Source organism: Salinicola halophilus (assembly GCF_003206155.1).
GTDB classification, from domain to species: Bacteria; Pseudomonadota; Gammaproteobacteria; order Pseudomonadales; family Halomonadaceae; genus Salinicola; species Salinicola halophilus.
Genome location: NZ_PZJV01000001.1, coordinates 1,269,740 through 1,292,086 on the forward strand (window position 1 = coordinate 1,269,740; position 22,347 = coordinate 1,292,086).

General features: G+C 66.2%; 24 protein-coding genes. 8 read left to right on the plus strand and 16 right to left on the minus strand.

The annotated features are described in order from the left end of the window. Positions 1–12: 12 nt before the first annotated feature. Positions 13–192 (plus strand): hypothetical protein, encoded by a 180-nt coding sequence (locus tag DOM33_RS05760; RefSeq protein ID WP_110666628.1) that lies wholly within the window; start codon positions 13–15, stop codon positions 190–192. Beyond that, complete coding sequence (locus DOM33_RS05765; RefSeq protein WP_110666630.1) at positions 189–1,409, plus strand: MFS transporter; 1,221 nt, start codon at positions 189–191, stop codon at positions 1,407–1,409. Before DOM33_RS05760 ends, DOM33_RS05765 begins: the two co-directional genes overlap by 4 nt. 8 nt (positions 1,410–1,417) lie before the next feature. On the opposite strand, the gene DOM33_RS05770 is transcribed toward DOM33_RS05765, so the two are convergent. The 3 genes from DOM33_RS05770 to DOM33_RS05780 form a co-directional block, all read right to left on the minus strand. Continuing rightward, positions 1,418–2,881, minus strand: a complete 1,464-nt coding sequence (locus tag DOM33_RS05770; protein ID WP_110666632.1) for a sodium:solute symporter family protein — start codon at positions 2,879–2,881, stop codon at positions 1,418–1,420. Between the two features lie 3 nt (positions 2,882–2,884). Beyond that, on the minus strand, positions 2,885–3,073 hold the full coding sequence (locus DOM33_RS05775) for a hypothetical protein (RefSeq protein WP_110666634.1): 189 nt from the start codon (positions 3,071–3,073) through the stop codon (positions 2,885–2,887). Between the two features lie 163 nt (positions 3,074–3,236). Continuing rightward, positions 3,237–3,803, minus strand: a complete 567-nt coding sequence (locus DOM33_RS05780) for a MarR family winged helix-turn-helix transcriptional regulator (RefSeq protein WP_110666636.1) — start codon at positions 3,801–3,803, stop codon at positions 3,237–3,239. A gap of 370 nt (positions 3,804–4,173) precedes the next feature. Here DOM33_RS05780 and DOM33_RS05785 point away from each other — a divergent pair, with 370 nt between their 5' ends. Together DOM33_RS05785 and DOM33_RS05790 are read left to right on the plus strand one after the other, a co-directional pair. After that, a complete protein-coding gene (locus DOM33_RS05785) occupies positions 4,174–5,145 on the plus strand; it encodes an XdhC family protein (RefSeq protein WP_110666638.1) in 972 nt (323 codons plus the stop codon). Continuing rightward, the gene (locus tag DOM33_RS05790) at positions 5,135–5,740 is read left to right on the plus strand and encodes a nucleotidyltransferase family protein (protein WP_110666640.1); all 606 of its coding nucleotides are present in this window, start codon (positions 5,135–5,137) and stop codon (positions 5,738–5,740) included. The genes DOM33_RS05785 and DOM33_RS05790 overlap by 11 nt, the downstream gene beginning before the upstream one ends. Positions 5,741–5,800: 60 nt before the next feature. Here the strand turns inward: DOM33_RS05790 and DOM33_RS05795 are convergent, their stop codons facing one another. Then, complete coding sequence (locus DOM33_RS05795; RefSeq protein WP_110666642.1) at positions 5,801–6,172, minus strand: diacylglycerol kinase; 372 nt, start codon at positions 6,170–6,172, stop codon at positions 5,801–5,803. Between the two features lie 195 nt (positions 6,173–6,367). Between DOM33_RS05795 and pip the strand changes: the two genes are divergently transcribed. Continuing rightward, on the plus strand, positions 6,368–7,342 hold the full coding sequence (pip, locus tag DOM33_RS05800) for a prolyl aminopeptidase (protein ID WP_110666643.1): 975 nt from the start codon (positions 6,368–6,370) through the stop codon (positions 7,340–7,342). Positions 7,343–7,408: 66 nt separating this feature from the next. Here pip and DOM33_RS05805 read toward each other — a convergent pair whose 3' ends face one another. From DOM33_RS05805 to DOM33_RS05825, 5 genes are all read right to left on the minus strand, one after another. Continuing rightward, on the minus strand, positions 7,409–8,578 hold the full coding sequence (locus tag DOM33_RS05805; RefSeq protein ID WP_110666645.1) for a M20 family metallopeptidase: 1,170 nt from the start codon (positions 8,576–8,578) through the stop codon (positions 7,409–7,411). Positions 8,579–8,665: 87 nt separating this feature from the next. Next, positions 8,666–8,953, minus strand: coding sequence for a cupin domain-containing protein (locus DOM33_RS05810; RefSeq protein WP_204352613.1), 288 nt, complete (start codon positions 8,951–8,953; stop codon positions 8,666–8,668). Positions 8,954–9,074: 121 nt separating this feature from the next. Further along, positions 9,075–10,268, minus strand: a complete 1,194-nt coding sequence (locus DOM33_RS05815; RefSeq protein ID WP_110666649.1) for a glycerophosphodiester phosphodiesterase — start codon at positions 10,266–10,268, stop codon at positions 9,075–9,077. A gap of 204 nt (positions 10,269–10,472) precedes the next feature. Next, positions 10,473–11,264 carry a class II glutamine amidotransferase gene (locus tag DOM33_RS05820; RefSeq protein ID WP_162617905.1) on the minus strand — a complete coding sequence of 264 codons (792 nt, stop codon included), beginning with the start codon at positions 11,262–11,264 and terminating at the stop codon, positions 10,473–10,475. Positions 11,265–11,389: 125 nt separating this feature from the next. Then, positions 11,390–11,764: a VOC family protein gene (locus tag DOM33_RS05825; protein WP_110666653.1), complete on the minus strand. Its 375-nt coding sequence runs from the start codon at positions 11,762–11,764 to the stop codon at positions 11,390–11,392. A 278-nt stretch (positions 11,765–12,042) separates the two neighbouring features. Between DOM33_RS05825 and DOM33_RS05830 the strand changes: the two genes are divergently transcribed. Beyond that, positions 12,043–13,494, plus strand: coding sequence for a DEAD/DEAH box helicase (locus DOM33_RS05830; protein ID WP_110666654.1), 1,452 nt, complete (start codon positions 12,043–12,045; stop codon positions 13,492–13,494). Between the two features lie 138 nt (positions 13,495–13,632). On the opposite strand, the gene DOM33_RS05835 is transcribed toward DOM33_RS05830, so the two are convergent. Genes DOM33_RS05835 through DOM33_RS05845 form a run of 3 tightly spaced genes read right to left on the minus strand, consistent with a single transcriptional unit; the run spans position 13,633 to position 15,751 of the window. Then, positions 13,633–14,274 carry a TPM domain-containing protein gene (locus DOM33_RS05835; RefSeq protein WP_110666656.1) on the minus strand — a complete coding sequence of 214 codons (642 nt, stop codon included), beginning with the start codon at positions 14,272–14,274 and terminating at the stop codon, positions 13,633–13,635. A 29-nt stretch (positions 14,275–14,303) separates the two neighbouring features. After that, on the minus strand, positions 14,304–15,101 hold the full coding sequence (locus DOM33_RS05840) for a TPM domain-containing protein (protein WP_110666657.1): 798 nt from the start codon (positions 15,099–15,101) through the stop codon (positions 14,304–14,306). Then, the gene (locus tag DOM33_RS05845) at positions 15,101–15,751 is read right to left on the minus strand and encodes a LemA family protein (protein ID WP_110666659.1); all 651 of its coding nucleotides are present in this window, start codon (positions 15,749–15,751) and stop codon (positions 15,101–15,103) included. The genes DOM33_RS05840 and DOM33_RS05845 overlap by 1 nt, the downstream gene beginning before the upstream one ends. 226 nt (positions 15,752–15,977) lie before the next feature. Between DOM33_RS05845 and DOM33_RS05850 the strand changes: the two genes are divergently transcribed. Next, complete coding sequence (locus tag DOM33_RS05850) at positions 15,978–16,793, plus strand: transporter substrate-binding domain-containing protein (RefSeq protein ID WP_420820181.1); 816 nt, start codon at positions 15,978–15,980, stop codon at positions 16,791–16,793. A gap of 113 nt (positions 16,794–16,906) precedes the next feature. Here the strand turns inward: DOM33_RS05850 and DOM33_RS05855 are convergent, their stop codons facing one another. From DOM33_RS05855 to dbpA, 3 genes are all read right to left on the minus strand, one after another. After that, positions 16,907–17,914, minus strand: coding sequence for a zinc-dependent alcohol dehydrogenase family protein (locus tag DOM33_RS05855; RefSeq protein ID WP_110666663.1), 1,008 nt, complete (start codon positions 17,912–17,914; stop codon positions 16,907–16,909). Between the two features lie 194 nt (positions 17,915–18,108). Continuing rightward, positions 18,109–18,966: a PA4780 family RIO1-like protein kinase gene (locus tag DOM33_RS05860; protein WP_110666665.1), complete on the minus strand. Its 858-nt coding sequence runs from the start codon at positions 18,964–18,966 to the stop codon at positions 18,109–18,111. 37 nt (positions 18,967–19,003) lie between these two features. Next, complete coding sequence (gene dbpA, locus DOM33_RS05865) at positions 19,004–20,404, minus strand: ATP-dependent RNA helicase DbpA (RefSeq protein WP_110666667.1); 1,401 nt, start codon at positions 20,402–20,404, stop codon at positions 19,004–19,006. A 287-nt stretch (positions 20,405–20,691) separates the two neighbouring features. On the opposite strand from dbpA, the gene DOM33_RS05870 reads away from it, so the two are divergent. Continuing rightward, on the plus strand, positions 20,692–21,420 hold the full coding sequence (locus DOM33_RS05870; protein WP_110666669.1) for a YebC/PmpR family DNA-binding transcriptional regulator: 729 nt from the start codon (positions 20,692–20,694) through the stop codon (positions 21,418–21,420). Positions 21,421–21,545: 125 nt separating this feature from the next. On the opposite strand, the gene DOM33_RS05875 is transcribed toward DOM33_RS05870, so the two are convergent. Beyond that, positions 21,546–22,136 (minus strand): BPSL1445 family SYLF domain-containing lipoprotein, encoded by a 591-nt coding sequence (locus tag DOM33_RS05875; RefSeq protein ID WP_110666670.1) that lies wholly within the window; start codon positions 22,134–22,136, stop codon positions 21,546–21,548. Positions 22,137–22,347 lie beyond the last annotated feature (211 nt).

Consider the following 22,347-nt stretch of genomic DNA (forward strand, 5'->3'; position numbering starts at 1 on the left):
GAGGATCGCGCCATGCCCCACACCGTGGATCTATTCATCTATCCCGGCTGCCAGCTGCTCGATGCCAGCGGCCCCTGGCAGGTCTTTGCCACGGCCGATCGCGAGGGCAAGCCAGCACGCTACGGGCTGCCGCCCAGCGTCTATCGCGCCCGCTTCGGTCACGGCGACGTGGCGCATGGGGACGTCTCGTGACAGCGAAGTCCAGGACCTCGCTTCCTCCCACGGTCTGGGGGCTGGCGCTGTGTCAGGCGCTGCTGACCACCGGTAGCGTGCTGCTGATCGCGGTGAGCCCACTGGTCGGCGCCTGGCTTGCGCCGTCACCCATTCTCTCCACCCTGCCCGTCGCGACACAGCTGGCCGGTTTGACCGCCGCGACACTACCTGCCGGCTATTTGACGGCGAGATGGGGGCGCAAGCGAGCCTTCGTCATCGGCAATCTAATCGGTCTGGCGGGGGTGGGCCTGTGCGGACTGGCCCTGCTCGAGGCGTCTTTCATCGGCTTCGTCATCGGCACGCTGGGGATCGGGGCGAGCATCGCTACCGGCATGCTCTATCGCTTCGCGGCGGTGGACGTGGTGGGGCCGGAGCAGCGCGATAGCGCGCTGAGCTGGGTCATGGCCGGCGGCGTCATCGCCGCCTTCGCCGGCCCCTGGCTGGCTCGCCACCTTCGCGATCTGTTCGCCACCGAGTTTCTGGGCGCTTTCGCCGGTCTCGCAGCGCTTTACGGACTGGCGCTTTTGATTCTGCTGCGTCTACGGCTGCCGGGCAGTGTTACCCGCGGCCTGACCGCTACCCAACCTTCACGCCCGCCGGGCGCGGTTCGGCGCCGGCCGGCACTGGTCGCCGCCGTGCTCTGCGCCGCGCTGGGTTACAGCGTCATGAACCTGGCAATGACGGCGACGCCGCTGGCGATGACGGCGGCACGCCACGACTTCGGACACGTCGCCGATGTCATTCAGTGGCACATGCTGGCGATGTTCGCGCCCTCCTTCGTCACCGGACGCTTGATTCGACGCCTCGGTCATCCGCGGATGATCGCCGCAGGCGCGCTCTGCCTGCTGATGAGCCTGGGTTGTTCGCTGCTCGCGCCGGCACTCGTCGGGTTTATCGCCGGGCTCGTTCTGCTGGGGCTGGGTTGGAACTTCACGTTTCTGGCGGCGAGCGCCTGGCTGACGACGCTGCACGGCGCCATCGAGGCGCCGCGACTGCAGGCGATCAATGACTTCAGCGTCTTCTCGCTGGCCGCGATTGCGGCGCTGATGGCCGGGCCGCTCCAGTCGTGGCTGGGCTGGCAGGTCGTCAACCTGCTGCTGGCACTGCCGGTACTCGTGCTGCTCGCGCTGGCCCTTCGCCACGCCCGATCGTCGCCCACCCAGGCACCATCGGCCAAGGCGTCTCGTCTCCGCTAGCCCGGCGCCTAGCGTCCCGCTGCGGCCAGGAACTCGCGGGTACGCGTCTCGGGCGCTCTCGTGACGAGGCTCGCGGCGACGTACAGCACCAGCGCCACCGGTAGCGCCCAGATGCCCGGCGGCAGGCCCAGCGGCTTGATGCCGGTCGCGTAGAGCGCGATCACCGCTGCACCGCCGCCAATGATGCTCGCCAGCGCGCCGACGGCCGTTCCCCGACGCCAGTAGAACGCCCCGATGATCGGCGGGACGACCACGACGAGCCCGGTGGAGGCGGCAACGGAGAGCACCGCGATCAGGTCGAGCTGGAGTTCGGCGAACATCAGCGCGAGCAGGGCGATCACCGGCAGCACCCACTTGCCCACCCGGAGCTGGCGCGCCTCGCTCGCCGTCGGCGAGAGGTTGGCGTAGACGTCCCGCGAGACCATCGAGGAGAGCGTGAGCATGATCGAGTCGATGGTCGAGACGGCGGCGGCGAGGATACCCACCATCACGATCACGCCGAGTATCGGCGGCACATGCTCGGAGGCCAGCAGCGTGGGCGTCGCCAGATCCGACTGCACAAGCCCCGGAAACGCCACCAGCGCCGAGAACCCCCACAGCACCGACACCAGGGTGTAGACGAAGCCGAAGACCAGAAAGCCGATCAGCATCTGGCGCATCGATCTGAGCGAGGCCGGCATGAACAGCCGTTGGCTGACCTGCGGGTTGGAGAGGCTGAAGAAGAACCAGGGAAGAGTGAGGCCGAGAAAGGTGGTCAGGCTGAAAAGTCCCGAGCCGGGCACGGTCAGCGCCTCCGGGTGCTCGGTGGCCAGCGTATCGAAGAGCGCAGCGAACCCGCCGAGCGACTCCACCACCAGCAGCGCGACCAGCGTGGACGCCACGATCATGAACAGCGCCTGCAGCGAATCGGTCCACATCACCGAGCGAATCCCGGCAATGAACGAAAACAGGATCGCCAGGATCGCGGCGACCACCACCCCCGTGGTGAACGTGATCGCCCCGCCGCTCATCCCGGCGAGCAGGTAGCCGACGCCGGCCAGCTGCACCGCGGCATACGGGATCAAGAATAGACAGCTCGCCAGCGCGGTGGCGATGGCGACCCGGCGATCGGCATAGCGGTGGCCCAGCATCTCGCTGGGCGTGACATAGCCGAACCGCTTGCCCACGGCCCAGAATTTGGGGCCGAAGATCGCCACCAACGAGACGCCGGCGAAATAGACGATCTCGAAACCGAACGCGCCGACGCCACCGGCGTAGGTCAACCCGGCCAGGCCGACCATCATGAAGGCACTATAGGTGGTGGCGCTGTAGCTCAGCGCGGAGACGAAGCCGTTCATCTGGCGGTTGCCGAGGAAGAATCCCGACATGTCCACCCGCGCGCCGTTGGTGCTGTCCGAGCGCGACAGAAAAGCGATGGCGAGGCCGAGCAGGAGATAGACACCGACCGCCGCCCAGATGAGACTCAGCGACATCGGTCACTCCTCGAATCGGTCGTCGAAATCGGCAGTCATCAGCACGTTGAGGGCGATGATCGCCACCCCGGCCACCCCCCAGAAGAGGAAGCTGCCGTACCAGTGGGCAATGCCCGTCAGGGGTCCATAGGGGACGACGTAGCAGAGTCCTACCACCGCCCAGACGGCCCATTGGTAATGGCGTGCGTTCATCGACGTTCCTCTCGTGCTCCAAAGATCGGGATGTCGGCGAGAAGCTCACGCCGCCGCAAGAGAGTGCCGGGCCGAGAAGGAAATGTCACCTGCAGGAGTGGGATTGGCGTGCCGTTCGACACGCCAGCTTCGCAACGATGGGAGAATCGTCGCGTGATCGGCGTTAGTAGCGACTCACATCATCGAGGTGCGCGATGCGCGGCGCGGGCTTTCCCTCATACGTCTCGTCGTCGGCCTCCGTCATCTTCTCGAGCAGATGGATCAGCGCGACGCGCTCGGCAACGTTAAGCCCTTTCATCGTCATCGCCGTGACCCGCTGGGCGCGCGGCACCATCTTCTGGAGCAGCGCACGCCCCGCCGCGGTCAACCCGACGATCACCTTGCGCTGATCGCAGGGATCGGAGGTCGTCTCGATCCAGCCGCGGGTCTGCATGCGTTTGATGACGCCGCGAATCGTCGCCGGGTCGATCGAGGTTGCCTTGACCAGTTCGGTGAGAGAGCTTGCGCCGCGCTCCTCCAAGGCACTCAACGCGACGAACTGGATCGGCGTGAGCTGCGAGTCCGAGCTCTGCTGCTGGAAAAGCGCCGTATGACGCTGGTAGGCCCGACGCAGCAGATGCCCGACCTGATCGGTGAAGGGAACACCGTCACTGAACGCGACATCCTCGAGTCGCCCGTAGAACGAGCTCGGATCGACGGAACGCTCGGCGACTGGATATCGATAAGACATTGCGTGAAAGCTCCGTTTGGGTAACGCGCGACGGCGATGACGAAAGCTCGTGACCTACCTCAGGCGACACCGTATCAAGCGGTATTTCGCACCGCCCCTTCAGTATGCGACAACCGGAAAACCGGTTGAATGCCGATCAGGTCGCGACACCACAGCCGGCCACTCTCACGCTAATCTCGCCGATGTATTACTGAGCATAGAGCGTTTGCGGGAGAGGAGCTGTCAGCCAAACTCACGACGCCACCCGATTTTTTGTAAGAGATCGGCGACATCTCCCGAATTATACTCAGGCAATCGAACGTTGTTAGATGCCCGACGTTAAAAACCAGCCTTTCGGCTTACGATCTTTTCACTCAAGGAACGAGTCTTCATGCAGCATCTGGATCTACAGGTTCTCGACGCCGCACTGGCGTGGGCCAACGACGGCGAGACCGTCTGGCTGTGCAGCGTTCTCGCCACCTTCGGCTCCTCGCCTCGCGAACCCGGCTCGATGCTCGTCGCCAAGGCCGATGGCACTTGCGTCGGCTCGCTGTCGGGCGGCTGCATCGAGGAAGATTTTCTCGAACGAGTCGCCAAGGGGCACTTCACGCAGGCGTTCGACGTCATCCGCTACGGCGACGGCGCCGACGAATCGCCGCAGGTATCGCTACCCTGCGGCGGTATTCTCGATGTACTGGTCGAACGTCTCGAACCCAGCGCCGAGACGCTGACCCACCTGGAAGTGCTCCATGCCACGCTGCTCGGTCAGCGCTCACTGCTGCGTCACATCGACCTGGAGCGCCAGCGCAAACGCTTCGTCGAGGCCGGCGAAAACGGCCCCCGGGTCGAGCGCGACGGCGACATCGTCAAACTGCGGGTCGGCCCCGCCCTGCGCCTGATCATCGCCGGCATCTCGCCGGTATCGCACTTCTGCGCCGAGTTCGCCCGCGCGCTCGGCTTCGAGGTGATCGTCTGCGACCCACGTGATGACATGCGACGCGACTTCCACGTCGAAGGGGTCGAAGTCCAGTCCGCGCTGCCGTCGCTGTTCATCGCCTCCGGCGCCTGTCACGCGGCGACCGCCGTCGTGGCACTGACCCACGATCCGCGCATCGACGATCTGGCGGTGATCGAAGCCGTGCGCACGCCGGCCTTCTACGTCGGTGTGATGGGTTCCAAGCGGACCTCCGCCAAGCGTGCCGAACGTCTGGCACGCTCGGGTGGCCTGGAGGCGGCGGCCATCGAACGCATTCACATGCCGATCGGGCTGGACCTGGACAGCAAGACGCCGGCGGAGATCGCACTGGCCGTGGTTGCCGACGTGCTTCGCGTACGCCGGGGCAAGTCGCGCCATGCTCTCTGACGTTTCGCATGACGCCATCGCGCTGGTGATGGCCGCCGGCCGCGGGGAGCGCTTCGGCGCCGACAAGCGTCGCCATCGCCTGGGGGACGGGCGCACGCTGCTCGAGACGACGCTGGCCGCCATCGCGCCGGCCTATCGCAAGATCTACGTACTGGTACGCCCGGGGGAGACGCTGGCGTCGCTCGAGATCGAACACATCGTCAACGACAAGGCGCCGGTCGAATGCCTCGAAGCGCCGAGTGCGGCGCGGGGGCTGGGGGGCACGCTGGGCGATGCCTTTCGACACCTGTGCGAGCGCGACGAGCCGGCGATCGCCGCGTCGGTCGTGCTCGCCGACATGCCGTGGCTGGAGGCCAACCTGTGCCGACGGCTGAACGCGGCGGCCCGTTCCGAACGGATCGTCATGCCGCATCACGGCAGCGGCGGCGGGCATCCGGTACTGTTCGGCCGCGGGTTCTGGGCAGAACTGGCAACGCTCACCGAGGGTGAAGGCGCCCGCGAGATCGTGACGCGTCATCGCGCAGCGTGTCACTGGGTGCCGGTCGACACGCCGAGCATTCGGCGCGACGTCGACCGGCCGGAAGATCTCGGCTGAAACGCCTCGCGGTCGGTGAGCGCAGGCGTCGAGACCGGCAATGAGGGGCGAGCGACTCACTCAGCCGAAGAACTTGTCCCAGGCGAGAAGCCCCCAGGTGGTCGCCGCCATCCCCAGCGCCAGCATGACCGCCGCCGAGCCGATGTCCTTGGCGCGCCCGGAGAGCTCGTGATGCTCCGGCCCGATGCGGTCGACCACCGTCTCGACGGCACTGTTGAGCAGCTCGACGATCAGCACGAACACGCAGCTGCCCACCAGTACCAGCCATTCGACGGGGTTCTTGCCGATCCACCAGGCAAAGGGGACGAGCACGGCGCAAACCGCAAGTTCCTGTCGAAACGCGGTTTCGTTGCGGAACGCGGCGACCAGCCCCTTCAATGAATAGCCGGTGGAGTAGAACAGGTGGCGAAAGCCGGTATCGCGAGTTTTCATGACGTCCTGTCGCGGCCGTCGGCGACCGCTCTCGTTCGGATCGGAGGACCCGGCGGCAGATCGCGCTGGAGTCACGCCGCGCCTTTGGGTCAAAGTGTCGAGATGGTAGCAGAGCCGTGTGACGACATCATCGCCGTTACGTCCGGCACTTCATTCACTGCGTTTCGCCCTTTCATTCACTGCATAAGGCCAATCATGTCAGTCGACACATCCACCGCCGACGACTCACCGCTCTATCCACCGATCGAGCCGCGGGAGTCCGGCCATCTCCAGACACCGGAGGGTCACCGCATCTATTGGGAGCGCTGCGGCAACCCGACGGGTAAACCGGTGGTATTCCTTCACGGCGGCCCCGGCGGCGGCTGTGGTCCCGTTCATCGTCGGCTGTTCGACCCCGAGCGCTACGACGTGCTGCTGTTCGACCAGCGCGGCTGCGGTCGATCCACGCCGCACGCGAGCCTGGAGAACAACACCACCTGGGATCTGATCGCCGACATGGAGAGGCTGCGCGAGATGATCGGTGCGGACCGGTGGCAGGTCTTTGGCGGCTCTTGGGGCTCCACGCTGGCGCTCGCCTACGCCGAAACCCACCCCGAACGCGTCAGCGAACTCGTGCTGCGCGGCATCTTCACCATGCGTCAGCGGGAGCTCGACTGGTTCTACAAGGACGGGGCGCGCAACGTCTTCCCGGAGAAATGGGCGAGGCTGGTGGAGATACTGCCATCCGCGCGTCATGACGATGTCATCACCGCCTTCCACGAGCGACTCAACGGCGACGACCCCGACCGTCAACTGGAGGCGGCACGCCACTGGAGCGTCTGGGAGGGCGAGACCTCGCGGCTGACGCCGGTGGATGCATCCGCCTCGCATGCCGACGCTCGCTTTGCGCTGGCCTTTGCCCGCATCGAGAACCACTACTTCACCCACAAGGGGTTTCTCGAGTCCGACGATCAGCTGCTGCGCCAGGCATCACGACTCTCCGGCATTCCCGGCGTCATCATCCACGGTCGCTACGACATGGTCTGTCCGCTGCGCAACGCCTGGGACCTCAAGCAGGCATGGCCAGAGGCGGAACTCGAGATCATCGAGGGCGCGGGGCACGCCTTCAGCGAACCCGATATCCAGCGCGCCCTCGTCCGCGCCACCGACCGCTTCGCCACACGCGATTAGCCCCAGGGTGCGCCCGCCGAACGCGGGGGGAGCCACGTAGCGTTCGGCAACGCCAGTGCTTGCGTCTCAGTGCGCGTCGGCCAGATCCAGAATGGTCAGCGCGACCGCCTGCGCCCGCGGCACGAAGGTATCGAGACGGCAATACTCCGCTTCGGTGTGCATTTTGGCGCCCACCGGACCGGTACCGCACAGGGTCGGAATACCCAGGCTCGCGGTGGTCCCGGCATCCGAACAGCCGCCGGTGAACTCGCCGCCGATCTCGAAACCGAGCGCGTTTGCCTGCGCCTGATATCGCGCAAAGAGCGCCTCGCTCATGGCCGGCTCCATGGGGAGAAAACCGGAGACCTGTGTCAGCGTCGCCCGCGTGCCGGGCACCTCCTCCTCGGCGACGATCGCCTCGATCGCCGACAGGAGCGCCTCGCGCTGGACATTGGTGACGAAGCGGGTATCGAGCTGCGCGCTCGCCGATGGGGCGATCGTGTTGCGCGATACGCCACCCTCGATCACGCCAACGTTGGTGGTCACGCCCACCTCGTAGTCCGTCAGCGCATGCAGCTTGACGATCTTGCGCGCCAGCGCCTCGATGGCACTGGCGCCGTCGGCGTGGCTGACGCCGGCGTGGGCAGCGCGTCCCTCGACTTCGATCAGAAACGCTGCGCCGCCCTTGCGTCCCGTCACCACATTGCCGCTGACTCGACCCGGCTCGGCGTTGAGCACGGCTCTCGCGCCTGTCGCCGCCTCGCGAATGAACGCCGTACCGTCACGCGAGCCGATCTCCTCGTCGGCGGTGAACAGCACGCGTACCGGAAACGGCAGCGGCTCGAATCTTTTCAACGCGCGCAGCACGAAGAGATTCAGCACCAGCCCCCCCTTCATGTCGGCGACGCCGGGGCCGAAGGCGGTATCGCCCTGCTGGCTATAGCCGCGCTTCCCCACCGTACCGGTGGGAAAGACCGTGTCGCGGTGCCCCATCATCAGCACGTGCCCGCCGGCGGCGTCGCTGCCGTCACCCTCGAGGCGCGCTTCGAGAATGTCTCCCGAGTCCGGCCGCGACGTTCGCCGCACCTCGATACCGTCCGCCGCCAGCCAGCCGACGATCGCGTCCGCCACCGCATCGTTACCGGCCTTGTCGTGGCTGTTGGAATCGATATTCACCAGCGTTTCCAGACAGGCGACCATCGCCGCCTGCTGGTCGGCGAGCCATCGGCAGACGCCCTGCATTCTCTCGTCCGACATCGAACGTTCTCACTCCTTGTTGTTGTGATCCGATTGCCAGTCATCGAAGCCGACGGCCGGCATCTGGGTCGTCGAGCCCGACCAGCGCTACTTCATCTCGATCTCGACGAAGACGAACTCGAAATCGTTGGCGTTGACCACGTTGTGCTCCGCGCCCTTGTCCCGGTAGTAGGAGACGCCGGCCTCCAGCGTCGAGAAGGTATGCCCGTCGAGGGTCTCGAGCTCCAGTTTACCGGTGGTCTGGGGGACCACCACGTAGTCGTTCTCTTGCTCGTGCCAGCCGCTTTCGGCGCCGGGGGCAAAGCGCCATTCGGTCACGCGAACGCGGTCGTTGTCTACCTGCACGTTGGGCGTCGCTTGTGGACGTTCGGTCACGGTGAATCTCCAGCTCAATGAAAACGCTCGCCCTGGGGGCGAGCGAAAAGGATATCGAAAAAAGGGTCGTCGGAGGCAACGGGCTGTTCTGTTGGCTGAAGGCTCGCCCAAGGAGGCCGACTTAGTAGCCCAGCCGCTCGAGCATGTCCGCCGGATCGCCCGCGGGACGATCGTAGAACTCGAGCAGCGCCGCCGGCCGATTGGTGAAGAAACCGTCGACACCGCGCTCACGATAGCGCGCGAAATCCACCGGCTCGTCGACGGTGTAGGGGTGGACCAGCAGCCCTTCGTCATGGGCCATGCCGATCATCCACGGCTCGGCGAGATCGGCGTAGCTGAACTGGCTGCTGAAGGCGCCGTCGTGTTCCTGCTGCACCGTCGAGGGGCCGACGCCGATGGCACCGTGCGCCTTAGCGAAGTCGATCCACTCGGCATAGGCCTCGCTCGAGGCGACCTGCTGGCGCGCGTAGTAGTCGGCCGTACTCTCGGTGTCGGCCTGGGGATCGGCGGCGGCGGCATCGATCCCTCCTTCGCCGAGCCATAGCAGCAGCACGCGAGGCACGCTCGGAAGCGTCGTCTCCAGCGCCTGCAGGCTCTGACGCGAGAAGGTCTGCATGATCACTCGCCCCGGCCCGTCGGCAACGGCGACGGCACCGTCGGTGGCCCCTTCGCGTGACGTCGTCGACTCACCCGCCCAGCCGCGCGCCTCGAGCGCGGCACGAAGATCCGCTTCGATACCCGGGAACTGCTCCGGCACCTTGGTCTCGATGTAGAGCCCGGGCCGATTGTCGCCACCCTCGGCGATATCGATGACCTCGTCGAGCGTGAGAATCTCAAGCCCGGCGTAGCTGTCCCGAGCGCGTGCGGGGTAGGCCTCGTTGAACCAGCTACCGGCGTCGAGGCGTTTGAGCTCAGCCAGCGTGAAGGCCGACACCGGCGCCTTGGCCCGCTCGGGGAAGACCTCGGCGACGTCGGTGTTGCGCCCGAGCGTATCGTCGTGAAAGGCGATGAGTTCGCCGTCTTTCGTCCGCTGGAGATCGAGCTCGAGATAGTCGGCGCCCAGCTCACGCGCGAGCAGATAGGCCGGCATCGTGGACTCCGGCGCCTCGAAAGAGGCGCCGCGATGGGCGATCACCGCATCACACGGAACCGGCAGCTTGGTACAGAGCGTCGAGCCCCTGGGTTGTTCTGCCACGTCCTGAGCCCAGGCGCTCGCGACCGACCCGCCCAGGCCGATGGCAGCGGCCAGCACGAGCCGCGATGACGTACGGGTCGCTTCTTGAGCGAGGGTAAGGCAGGAACGATTCGACACCATGATGATCTCCTCCAGGAGTGGTCCAGCGGGGGCGTACGACGAGAGCCGAACGGCGCCGGTCTGCCGGTCGCATGGCGCGTCTCGCCGTCGGTACGCAGTGTGCTTCACGGCCCATGACGAAAAGACGGTAGCCAGATGACAGCCGGCGTTCAATCCTCGCCGGGCTGGACGCGGGCAGGCGAATCGAGTCTCTCGGCGGCTCTTTCAGGCAGGGATGAGAGGGTCGAGCGCCTCGAACGTCAGACGCTCACCACCGCGAAACGCCATCGCCCGGTTGGCCGGCATCGGCTGCCAGCCCGGCTCGTGGGTCAGCGGCTGCGTCGCGATCAGCGTCTGCACGGTGGTAGCGGCGCAGTGCTCGGCGAGATCCAGGCGCTCGCCGCTGTCGACGGAGACGGCGACGCCAAACGGCGCACGCCGAGTGAGCCAGTGCATCGGCTTGCTGGCGTAGGCGTATAGCATCACACCGTCGCTGAGCAGCACGTTGAAAACGCCCATCTCGGCCAGTCGCTTGCCGCAGATATCGAGCTCGGCGTTCACCGTCGCCGGGTCGTCGATGTCGACCTCGGCGAGCCGGTCGAGCAGCCAGCAGAAGGCGTGCTCGCCGTCGGTGCTGCCCTGGGGCGTGAAGCGCCCCGAGAGCGAGAGCGCTTCGAAGTTCTCGAGCTGCCCCTGCATCACGTAGCCCCAGAGACGGCCATTCATTTCTCGGGTGAACGGGTAGGTGTTCTGCATCTCGACGCTGCCCTCGTTGGCCTGGCGGATATGCCCCAGCAGCGTCGTTGCGGGCACGGGCGTCGTCGCCAGGAAATCCGCCAAGGGCGAATCGACCGCCGAAGCGAGGTCGTGGAAGTCGTGATAGCCGTCGTCCCGATAGACGCCGATGCCGAAGCCGTCGCGATGCGGGCCGTTGCCTCCGCCGCGACGGCGAAAGCCGCGCCAGCTGAAGCGCAAATCCACCGGGGCGTTCGCGCTCATGCCGAGTAGTTCACACACCGTTATCGCTCCTAGGTTAAGCGCATCGCGTCTCTTTCACGTCGCGAGCCAGGCGAATCGAAGACCGGAGTCATCGAAAGCTGAGCGCGTCAATCAAGACGGCGCCCCGGCAGGCACGATACGCATTACGGCCAGCGGTTGATATCGGATGCCGTCTCGAAATCACGGCGCTGCGGATGCACGACACAGAAGCGATGCCCGGTAGGCGCCTGCATCACCACCCAGCGCGGAAAGCGCTCGACCACCGTCGCGCCGATGGCGGCGAGCCTTGCGACTTCGGCGTCGATGTCGTCGGTCTCGATGTCCAGATGCACGCGGCTTTCATGCGCGACCCGCTGCACCAGCACGTCGGGCTGGTCGGCCGGGGTATCGAGGTGGCCGTACTCGCCGTCGCGCTCTCGACAGGGCCAGCCGAGCGCCGCCGCCCAAAAGTCGACGGCGGTTTGGGTATCGTTGACCTGGCTATCGATGACGAGGGCGGCCAGACGGCTTCGATGCATGATGTCTCTCCTGGGGGGGTCCTGAAAGCGGGATTGGGCTGTTCGATGTCGCGACGGCGACGCGAATAGAGAGCGGCCCATCAGCAAGATAGCCGTGACGAAGCACATGCGTTAAGCTGCCGCCCACTGTTTTTACCCGTCTGGCCGTCGTCACGCGAAGCGCATAGAGATGACGACCCTCCGACTCGGCGCCACTTCGGCGCACCCGCCAGCCTTGGCAACTTCCGGCAGCGCGTAGCCGCTTCGCTTCGCCTCTGCCGCGACCTAGAGAATTCCGAATGCGTTTTGACTCGCTGGGCCTTAGCGCCCCGTTATTGAAAGCCGTGGCCGAACAGGGCTACGACACGCCGTCCCCGATCCAGGAGCAGGCGATTCCCGCCGTGCTCGAAGGTCGCGACGTGATGGCCGCCGCCCAAACCGGCACCGGCAAGACCGCAGGTTTCACCCTGCCCATTCTGCACCGTCTATCCCAGGGCGAGACGCCCCGCGGCGCACGTCCCGTTCGGGCACTGATCCTGACCCCCACGCGCGAACTCGCCGCCCAGGTCGCCGAGAGCGTGGAGACCTACGGCCAGCATCTGCCGCTCAACAGCGCCGTGGTCTTCGGGGGCGTCAAGATCAACCCGCAGATCGCCAAGCTCAAGAGCGGCGTCGACATTCTGGTGGCAACGCCCGGTCGTCTGATGGACCTCTACCAGCAGAAGGCCGTGCGCTTCGATCAGCTTGAAGTGCTGGTGCTCGACGAAGCCGACCGCATGCTCGACATGGGCTTCATCCACGACATCCGAAAGATTCTGGCGGTGCTGCCCAAGCAGCGTCAGAACCTGCTCTTTTCGGCGACCTTCTCCAACGAGATCCGAAGCCTCGCCCGCGGCCTGGTCAACGATCCGGTGGAGGTCTCGGTCACCCCGCGAAACACCGCCGCGACCACGGTCACCCAGTGGGTGCATCCGGTCGACAAGAGCCGCAAGCCCGCCCTGCTCTCGCATCTGATCCAGACGCATCAGTGGCAGCAGGTGCTGGTCTTCACTCGCACCAAGCACGGCGCCAATCGGCTGACCAAGTATCTCGAAGGCCAGGGCATCGAGGCCGCGGCGATTCACGGCAACAAGAGCCAGAACGCGCGCACCAAGGCGCTGGCGGAGTTCAAGAGCGGTGATGTTCGCGCCCTGGTGGCGACCGACATCGCCGCCCGCGGTCTGGATATCGACCAGCTGCCGCAGGTGGTCAACTTCGAGCTGCCCAACGTCGCCGAAGACTATGTCCACCGTATTGGCCGTACCGGCCGTGCCGGCGCCAGCGGTCAGGCCGTCTCGCTGGTGAGCGTCGACGAGAAGAAGGAGCTGGCCGGGATCGAGCGGCTGATCAGCCAGCGTCTCGAGAGCCAGATCATCGAAGGCTTCGAGCCAACTCCCGGTGGGGGCCCCAAAGTCGACGAGAACGAGGGCCGTGCCCCGCGTCCCGCCCAGCGCCGAGGTGGCGGCGGTAGCGGTCAGCGCCGCGGCGGCGGTGGTAACGGCGGTAACGGTGGCGGCCGTGGCAATGGCGGCGGCCGTGGCAACGGTGGCGGGAGCAGCTCGGCGTCGAACCGTGACGACGACAACCGCGGCAACCGTGCCCCCGGCAACGAGGGCAATCGTCGTGACGAAAGCGGCGCACCGCGCCGGCGCCGCTCTCGCGGTGGCCGAGGTCGCAGCGGCAACGGCGGTGCCGCCAGCGGTAACGCCTGAGCCGAGGGCGCTTTTGTCGCCCGGCCCGAATACCACAGCGCCACCCTCGAAAAGGGTGGCGCTGTCGTTTGTCGGGCCGATATCTGTATGCCGGCCCGGCGACCCGTCTAGACCGCGCCCCGGCAGGTCATGCCGCCGTCACTCCAGTACGACGAGGCGGTTGGGCAGCTCGTTTCGCTCATGGGTAACAGGCACGTGGGTCTTGAGCAGTTCGCCGCACGCCGCCACGCAGTCGAGAAAGCCCTGCTGGGTACGGCCCTCGCGAACCTTCTGGGTGAAATCGGCGACGATGCGTTCCCAGACGTCATTCTCCAGCCGGCTGGAGATACCCCGGTCGACCAGAATCTCCACGTAGCGCTCCGCTTCCGAGACGAAGATCAGTACGCCGGTCTCCGCCTCGGTGTGATGCAGGTTCTGCTCGAGGAACTGGCGTCGGGCCAGGTTGGAGGCGCGCCAGAACCGCACGTGGCGCGGGATCAGCCGCTGCGTGACCGCAGGCAGCCGGAAGACGATGCCAAGTATCACGAAGGTGAGCCACTGCCACAGCAGCAGCATCCAGCCGCCGACCCACTGCGCCGTCGCCGGGTCGATCCAGCTGGCGACCACGGCCACCGCGCCCGGCACGATCAGCGCCACCAGCCCCGCCCAGAGCAGCGGAATGTAGGCGTAGTCGTCCGCTCGCGCGGCGAGCACCGTCACGATCTCGGCGTCCGTATCGCGCTCCACGCGGGCGATCGCGTCGCCCACTTCGCGCCGCTCGCTCTCTTTGAGTAATGCCATGCCGCTTCGTCCTTGTTGAGTCACCGCCGTTACCACCCGCCGGAAGCGCCGCCACCGCCGAAGCCGCCGCCGCCGCCGCTGAAACCACCGCCACCGAGGCCGCCGCCCGATCCGCCGAAACCGCCGCCGAGCGCACCGCCCATCATCGCGCCGCCGAGCATGCCGCGTCCGCGTCGGCGACGACCGCCTTTACCGCCGCCGCCGCCGCCGCCGCTGCGAACGATGATCATGACGATGAAGAACAGGATCGAGAACCAGATGCCGGCACCGCCGAGGTTCGACCCCTCTCTCGCCGTCTCGGGCTGGCGCTCGGGCTGGGCCAGCGGATCGCCGCCAAGCACCTGGACGATCGCGTCGGTGCCGTCGACGATGCCCTCGGCGAAGTCTCCCTCGCGAAAGGCCGGCGTGATGATCTGATTGATGATGAGCGAGGACTGCGCGTCGGTGAGGCGACCCTCGAGACCGTAACCGACCTCGATCCGCACGGCTCGCTCGTCGACGGCGACGATCAGCAGCGCGCCGTTGTCCTCGCCCTCCTGACCGATGCCCCAGGCACGCCCGAGCTGATAGCCGTAATCCTCGATGGGCTCGCCCTGCAGGTCCGGCAGCGTCACCACCACGACCTGCTCACCGGTCGCCTGTTCATGGGCGGTGAGCGTGTCGGTGAGACGGGATTCGGTTGCGGCATCGAGCAGCTCTGCGTCGTCCACCACGCGCCCGGTCAGTTCCGGAAACGTCGGCGCGGCCTGCGCGACGACGGTGAACAGCGCAAGCCACAGACCGACGAGGAGCGCGACGTGGCGACGTTGAAAAGCCGTGAATCGCATCAGAATTCGACCTGCGGGGCCTGATCGGCATTTGCTGCCGTGGCCTCGAAGTTTTCTCGGATCGGCAGATCGCTATACATCAGGCTGTGCCAGATCTTGCCGGGGAAGGTACGAATCTCGGTGTTGTAGGCCTCGACGGCGTTGATGAAGTCGCGTCGCGCCACAGAGATGCGATTCTCGGTGCCTTCGAGCTGCGACTGCAGGGCGAGGAAGTTCTGATTCGACTTGAGATCCGGATAGCGCTCGGAGACTGCCATCAAGCGGCTAAGTGCACCGGTGAGCTGGCGCTGCGCCTGTTCGAACCGCTGCATCTGCTGGGGATCGTTGAGCGTGTCCGCGTCGACCTGGATCGAGGTCGCCTTGGCGCGGGCTTCCGTCACTGCCGTCAGCGTCTCGCGCTCTTGGCTTGCATAGCCTTTTACCGTCTCGACCAGGTTGGGGATCAGGTCGGCCCGGCGCTGGTACTGGTTCTCCACCTGCGACCAGGCGGACTTCACCTTCTCGTCGAGGGTCGGAATATCGTTGATACCGCAGCCCGAGAGCACGAGGCAGAGACAGACCAGGGCGAGCCACTGGCAGCGCTGCCAGGGCGCACGGGCGCTCGTTGGAGCCGGGGGCGTGGAGAAACGTCGATCGGAGTGCGTTGGCATGGGGCAAATGTCTCGAACGGTCGGAGCTTGAAGATCCCGCGATTGTCGGGCCGGCGTCGCGCCAGCCGGGCGGCTCCCAGTCTACATGCCCTGGCGACGGCCGTCGCTTCGTCACTCGCCGAGGGCGGCTCGCGAGCCACTTCCCTCCTACCGTGATCCGCGCCATGCTGGAGCCGCTCCGGTGCCGATGTCGCTGGAGATTCGAAACACAAGACCAAGGACAACCGTGTTGAAACCACGCTCTCTTTCCGCCACGGCGCTCGCGCTCTCCCTTGCCGCCGTGGGTGGCACCGCATTCTCTACGGCTCACGCTGACGACACGCGCCACGTGCGCATCGCCGTCGACGTGCCCTACCCGCCCTTCGAATACCGCAACGCCGCCGGGGATCTCGAGGGTTTCGAGATCGATCTGGGCGAAGAACTCTGCCAGCGTGCCGAACTCGAGTGCGAGTGGGTCGTGCAGGGATGGGACGGCATCATTCCAGGGCTGCTCGCGCACAAGTACGATGCGATCCTGTCGTCGATGCGAATCACGCCGGCTCGCGAGCGTCAGGTGCGCTTTACCAAGCCCTACGCGATGTCGCCCAAGGTCTGGGTAGCGCGCAAGGGTAGCGAGATCGACCTCGACGATTCGGCATCCCTCGAAGGTCGTTCGGTCGGTGTGCAGCGCGGTACGACACAGGACGCCTTCATCACCGAGCGCTACGCCGACACCCTGGAAGTTCGCCGCTACGCCACGGCGGCGGACGTGGCGCTGGATCTCGAATCTCAGCGACTCGACCTGGCCTTTCTCAACTACCCGGTGGCGCTCGACGCGCTGGCACTCGGCGCCTCGGATAGCGAGTACGAGCAGGTCGGCCCGCGCATCGATCAGCCGGAGTCGATTTTCGGCCGCGGCAACGCGATCGCCGTGCATCCGCGAAACAAGGAACTGGCGCAGTCGTTCGATCGCGCCCTCGACGCGGTCTACGCCGACGGCACCTTCGAGACGCTCATGCAAGAGTACTTCGACTACGACCTGCGGCCCGCCTCGCGTCGCTGAGCCGTCGTCTGTCGCAGGCCAACGAAAAACGCCGCCGGGNNCCCGGCGGCGTTTTTGACTATCTGGCTTGCACCCGTGACCGGACAACTGCCCGATCACGGGTCGAGTGCACCTTAGAACTCGAGGCAGATCTTGCCGAAGTGCTGACCCGACTCCTGATGGCGGAAGGCATCCGCGATCTCGGCCAATCCAAAGGAACGATCGAGAATCGGCTTGAGACCGGTCACCTCGAGCGCGCGGATCATCTCGATCTGGTCGCGACGGCTGCCGACGATCAGGCCCTGGAGCCTTGCCTGTTTGGCCATCAGCTTGGCGGTCGGCACGTCCCCGGCGGTACCGGTGAGCACGCCGATCAGCGAGATGTGCCCGGCGATCGCCACCGCCTCGATGGACTGCGGCAGCGTGCCCGGCCCACCGACTTCGATGACGTGATCCGCCCCTTCGCCGTTGGTCAATGCCTTGACCCGTTTGCCCCACTCAGGCTCTTCGCGATAGTTGATGGTCTCGTCGGCGCCGAGCTCGCGCAGCCGGGCGAGCTTGTCGTTGGACGAGGAGGTCGCGATGACGCGGGCGCCCATCGCCTTGGCGATCTGCACCGCGAAGATCGAGACGCCGCCGGTGCCGAGCGTCAGCACGGTATCGCCGGCCTTGAGGCCGCCATCGACGATCAGCGCGCGCCAGGCCGTCAGCCCGGCGGTGGTGAGCGTCGCCGCTTCGGCGTGGGTATAGCCCTTGGGCGCATGGGTGAACCACTCGACCGGCCGTACCACCTGCTCGCGGGCGTAGCCGTCGACGCCGTCACCCGGCACGGTCTTGAAGTCGGCCACGCGCGCCGGGCCGTCGAGCCAGTGCGGGAAGAACGTCGAGACGACCGAATCCCCCACGGCGAACTCTTGAACCCCCTGCCCCACGGCTTCGACGACGCCGGCGCCGTCGGACATCGGGATACGGTTCTCTTCGGTAGGCGATGTGCCGCTGGCCACCAGGTAGTCGTGGAAGTTGAGGGAGCTGGCGTGAACGCGCACGCGGATCTCGCCCGGGCCGGGCTCGCCGGGCTCATCGACCTGATTGAGCGTGAGCTGATCCAGGCCACCGGACGATCGAAGATTGACGACTTGCATGAAGAGACTCCTTGACGGTGTCGGGAGGCGCACGAATGACCGGCGCGCCCCCGCTGGGCTTACAGGGCTACCAGTGTAGACGCTCACACCCGTCGTCCAACCCGTCTTCGCTCACCCGATTTTTTCGCCCAATTCCACTATCGACCGGCGCGGCCGTGCTGACCGGCCACCTCATTGACGCGATGCACCGCCGGCTACCAATCCTCTTCGTCGTCCTGCTGCCTGGCATCACGCTCGGCGGCCTCTTCGCGGGCGTCGTCGATCGAGCGCATCACGTCATCGACGTCGACGAGCGTGCTATCGGCCGTATAGCGCCCCGTCAGCGCCACGTCGGGATGCAGCTGGCCCGCCTCGTACAGCGCCCAGATCTCCTTGCCGTAGTCGGTTCCGAGGATCTCCGGGGCGATCCGCCCGAAGAAGGCTCGCAGGCGGTCGACGTCGCGCACCAGCATCCAGGGCGCGTTGTTGTTGCCGGCGGCATCGACCGCCTGAGGCAGGTCGATCACCACCGGGCCGTCGGCACCGACGAGGATGTTGAACTCGGAAAGGTCGCCGTGGATCAGCCCGGCGCAAAGCATGCGCACGACTTCATTGATCAACCGCTGGTGGTAGTCGACGGCGGTAGCGGCATCGAGTTCGATGTCGTCGAGACGCGGCGCGACGTCACCGTCGGCGTCGCTGATGCGCTCCATCAGTAGCACGCCGTCGACGAAGCCGTGGGGGATGGGGACGCGCACGCCCGCCTCGGCCAGCCGGTAGAGCGCGTCCACCTCGGCGTTGAGCCAGGCGGACTCCTGCTCGCGCTGGCCGTAGCGGGTCTTCTTCGACATGGCGCGGGCGCGGCGGCTGTTGCGTACCTTGCGCCCCTCCTGGTAGGTCGCCGCCTGCTTGAAGCTGCGGCTCTTGGCCTCCTTGAAGACCTTGGCGCAGCGCAGCTCCTCGGCGCAGCGAACCACGAACACCTGAGCTTCCTTGCCGCTCATCAACTGGCCGACCACTTCATCGATCAGTCCATCGTCCATCAGCGGCTGCAGTCGTCTGGGCACTTTCATGCGCTTGGCGTCTCCTCGCGTTTCCCGGTTCGCGCTGTCATACGGATTCGTCGACGCGGCGCGCACGACAGCGCCGGCCCTTGAGCGTGCCGGCGTTGAGCGTGGCGAGCGCCTGCTTGGCGACGTCGCGGTCGACGGCGACGAAGGCGTTGCGCGCCATGACCTTGATCTTGCCCACCTGGTCGCCGTTGAGCGCGCGGGCGTCGTCGCCCGTGGTCAGCGCGCCCAGGATGTCACCGGGGCGCACCTTCTGCTTCTTGCCGGCGTCGAGCTCCAGCGTGACCCGAGGCGCGATGAACGGCGCTGCCCCTTTGGGGCTCGCCGGCAGCGGCTCGAGCTCGAGGGTCTGCTCGAGAAAGGCCTCGAGCCGCTCGAGGCGATAACGCTCGGCGGCCGTGACCAGCGTACACGCCACGCCGCTGCCGCCCGCTCGCCCGGTGCGGCCGATACGGTGCACGTGGACCTCCAGCTCGCGGGCGATCTGGTAGTTGAACACGGCGTCCAACGCGTCGATGTCGAGACCGCGGGCGGCGACGTCGGTGGCGACGAGCACCGAGAGACTCTGGTTGGCGAAACGAATCAGTGTGCGATCCCGCTCGCGCTGCTCGAGATCGCCGTGAATCGCCGCGGCGCTGAAGCCCATATCGGATAGCGCCTCGGCGACCTCCTGGGTCTCGCGGCGCGTGTTGCAGAACACCACGCTGGTCGCCGGGCGGTGATAGAGCAGCAGCTGACGCAACGCCTTGAGCCGCGCGGGCTCGTCGGCGACTTCGTGAAAGTGCTGGCGAATGCTGCTGTCATCGTGGGTCGATGCGATCTCGACCGCTAACGGGTTCGTCAGCAGGCGCTCGGCCACGGGACGCACGTTGTCGCCGTAGGTGGCGCTGAACATCAGCGTCTGGCGATCCCGCGGCGTCGCCGCGACGATGGCTTCCAGCGCGGCCTGAAAGCCCATGTCGAGCATCCGGTCCGCCTCGTCGAGCACCAGCACCTTCAGCGCCTCGAGCGACAGCGTGCCCTTGCGCACGTGCTCCTCGATGCGCCCGGGCGTCCCCACGATGACATGGGCACCGTGGGCCAGCGAATTCGATTGCGGCCCGATCGGCGCCCCGCCGCAGAGCGTGAGCACCTTGAGATTGGCCAGCCGTCGCGCCAGACGGCGGAGCTCCTCGGCGACCTGATCGGCGAGCTCCCGCGTCGGACAGAGCACCAGCGCCTGCACGTCGAAGCAGCCCACGTCGAGCGCCGCGAGCAGCCCCAGGCCAAAGGCGGCGGTCTTGCCGGAGCCGGTCTGGCCCTGACCGAGCACGTCGCGACCGTCGAGCATGGCCGGTAGCGTCGCCGCCTGGATCGGCGTCATCGCCGTGTACTCGAGCAGCGAAAGCCCCTCCAGCAGTTCGGCGGGCAGAGCCAGGGTGTCGAAGCCCTCGCGATTCATGGCAGGTTCCGGCTCGGCGGGGGACGAACGGTCATTCACACAAAAACTCCCGAAGGGTCGAAGCGCGCCGCCGTGGCGGTCGCTGACGGGTTGGCGCCCGGGGGCGTCATCGGCCGGCAGGATAACAAAGCTTGCGTGCCGGCGCGGGGTTGGATCGACGCCGGTGGCGATCATCGGCCGGGGCGCATTGGACGAAGGTGCTGTCCCATCGGACAAATTAACCTGCAACACCGCTGCAAAGTTGCGTAAAATCGCCGCCGTCGTTGACAACCGAACAGGGTGTGACAATGGGTAGGGCTTTTCAGAACCGCAAGGAATCGATGGCCAAGACGGCCGACGCCAAGACCAAGGTCTACAGCAAGTACGGGCGCGAGATCTACGTCTGCGCCAAGTCGGGCGGTACCGATCCTTCCGGCAACCTCACGCTGCGCGGGCTGATCGAGAAGGCCAAGAAGGATCAGGTGCCTTCTCACGTCATCGACAAGGCATTGGACAAGGCGCGTGGCGCCGGCGGCGAGGACTTCTCCCCCGCCCGTTACGAAGGCTTCGGCCCGGGCAACTGCATGGTCATCGTCGAGTGCCTGACCGACAACCCGAATCGTACCTACGGCGACGTTCGCGGCTGTTTCACCAAGAACAAGGCGAAGATCGGCACCCAGGGCACCGTCAGCCACATGTTCGACCACTGCGCCATCTTCGCTTTCGCCGGTGAGGACGAGGAGGCCGTGCTGGAGGCGCTGATGGAAGCCGACGTCGACGTCACCGACATCGAGAACGAAGCGGGCCGGATCACCGTCTTCGCCCCGCACACCGAATACGCCAAGGCGAAGCAGGCACTGATCGACACCTTCGGCGAGCTGGACTTCGAGGCCGACGAGATCCAGTTTCTACCGCAGACGACCACGGCCATCGAAGGCGATGACGTGGCGCAGTTCCAGAAGTTCATCGGCATGCTCAACGATGTCGATGACGTGCAGAACGTCTACCACAACGCGGAACTGCCCGAAGAGGCTTGAGCGCCAGTCGGTCGCCCCGCGGCACCGGACGGTACGCGAGTCGTTTTGCGGCCCCAAGGCAAGAACCCACCCTGGCGGTGGGTTCTTGCGTCTCGCCCCTCACCCGGCCGGATGTCAGCCGTCGATCACGGCCGGACCTTGGTGATCTTGGCGCCGTTGAGCGAGACACCACCCTGGATGCCCTGATTGTTCATCACGAAGGCGACGACCTCCTGGTTGGCGGTGTCGTTGGTGATCTGGCCGTTGGCACCGATGTCCGCGACCGCGACGCCGGCGCTGGCCCCGACCGACCAGCCGTTGTCGCTACGCACGCGATTGAGGGCGCGCTCGGTCATCAGTAGATAGACGATCGCCTGGGACTGCGCACCGGCCTGGAAGCCGATCGAGCCACTGGTGGTGGTGTAATAGCCCGCCTTGGTGCCGTCCATCAGAAGCCCGCCATCGCCGTGACTCGCCCCGACGATGAAGCTGGCGCCGAGTACGCCCGGGAACACCAGAATGCCTTGCGCCTCGTTGGCCATCGAACGCGCTTGCGGCACCGAGCGGTAAAGGCGCGACAGCGTCTGCTGGATGTCCTGGTCGAGCTGCTGGCGCTGCTCGACGTTACTCTGGCGGTCCCCGGTCGATGTCGTGGTACAGGCGGTCAACCCGCCGACGGTCAGAGTGGCGACGGCCAGCCCGAGCGCGAAGCGTCGCCATGCAGTGATCGAAGTCATGTGTCGGTCTCCTGGTATGGCGCGCCCGGCGCGCCCGTATCGTTGGAATCGTTTTCTCTATCCCGATCCTCCTCTCCAACCCGATCGCCCTCTCTATCCCTATAGCTCAACCGGATGGCTTGCGCCCGGATTCGCGACTAAGCGACCGGCGGTCACAGTCAGCTTGCGTTTTCGCCTACAATGAGCGCCCTCAAGTCGTCACGAAGCAGGG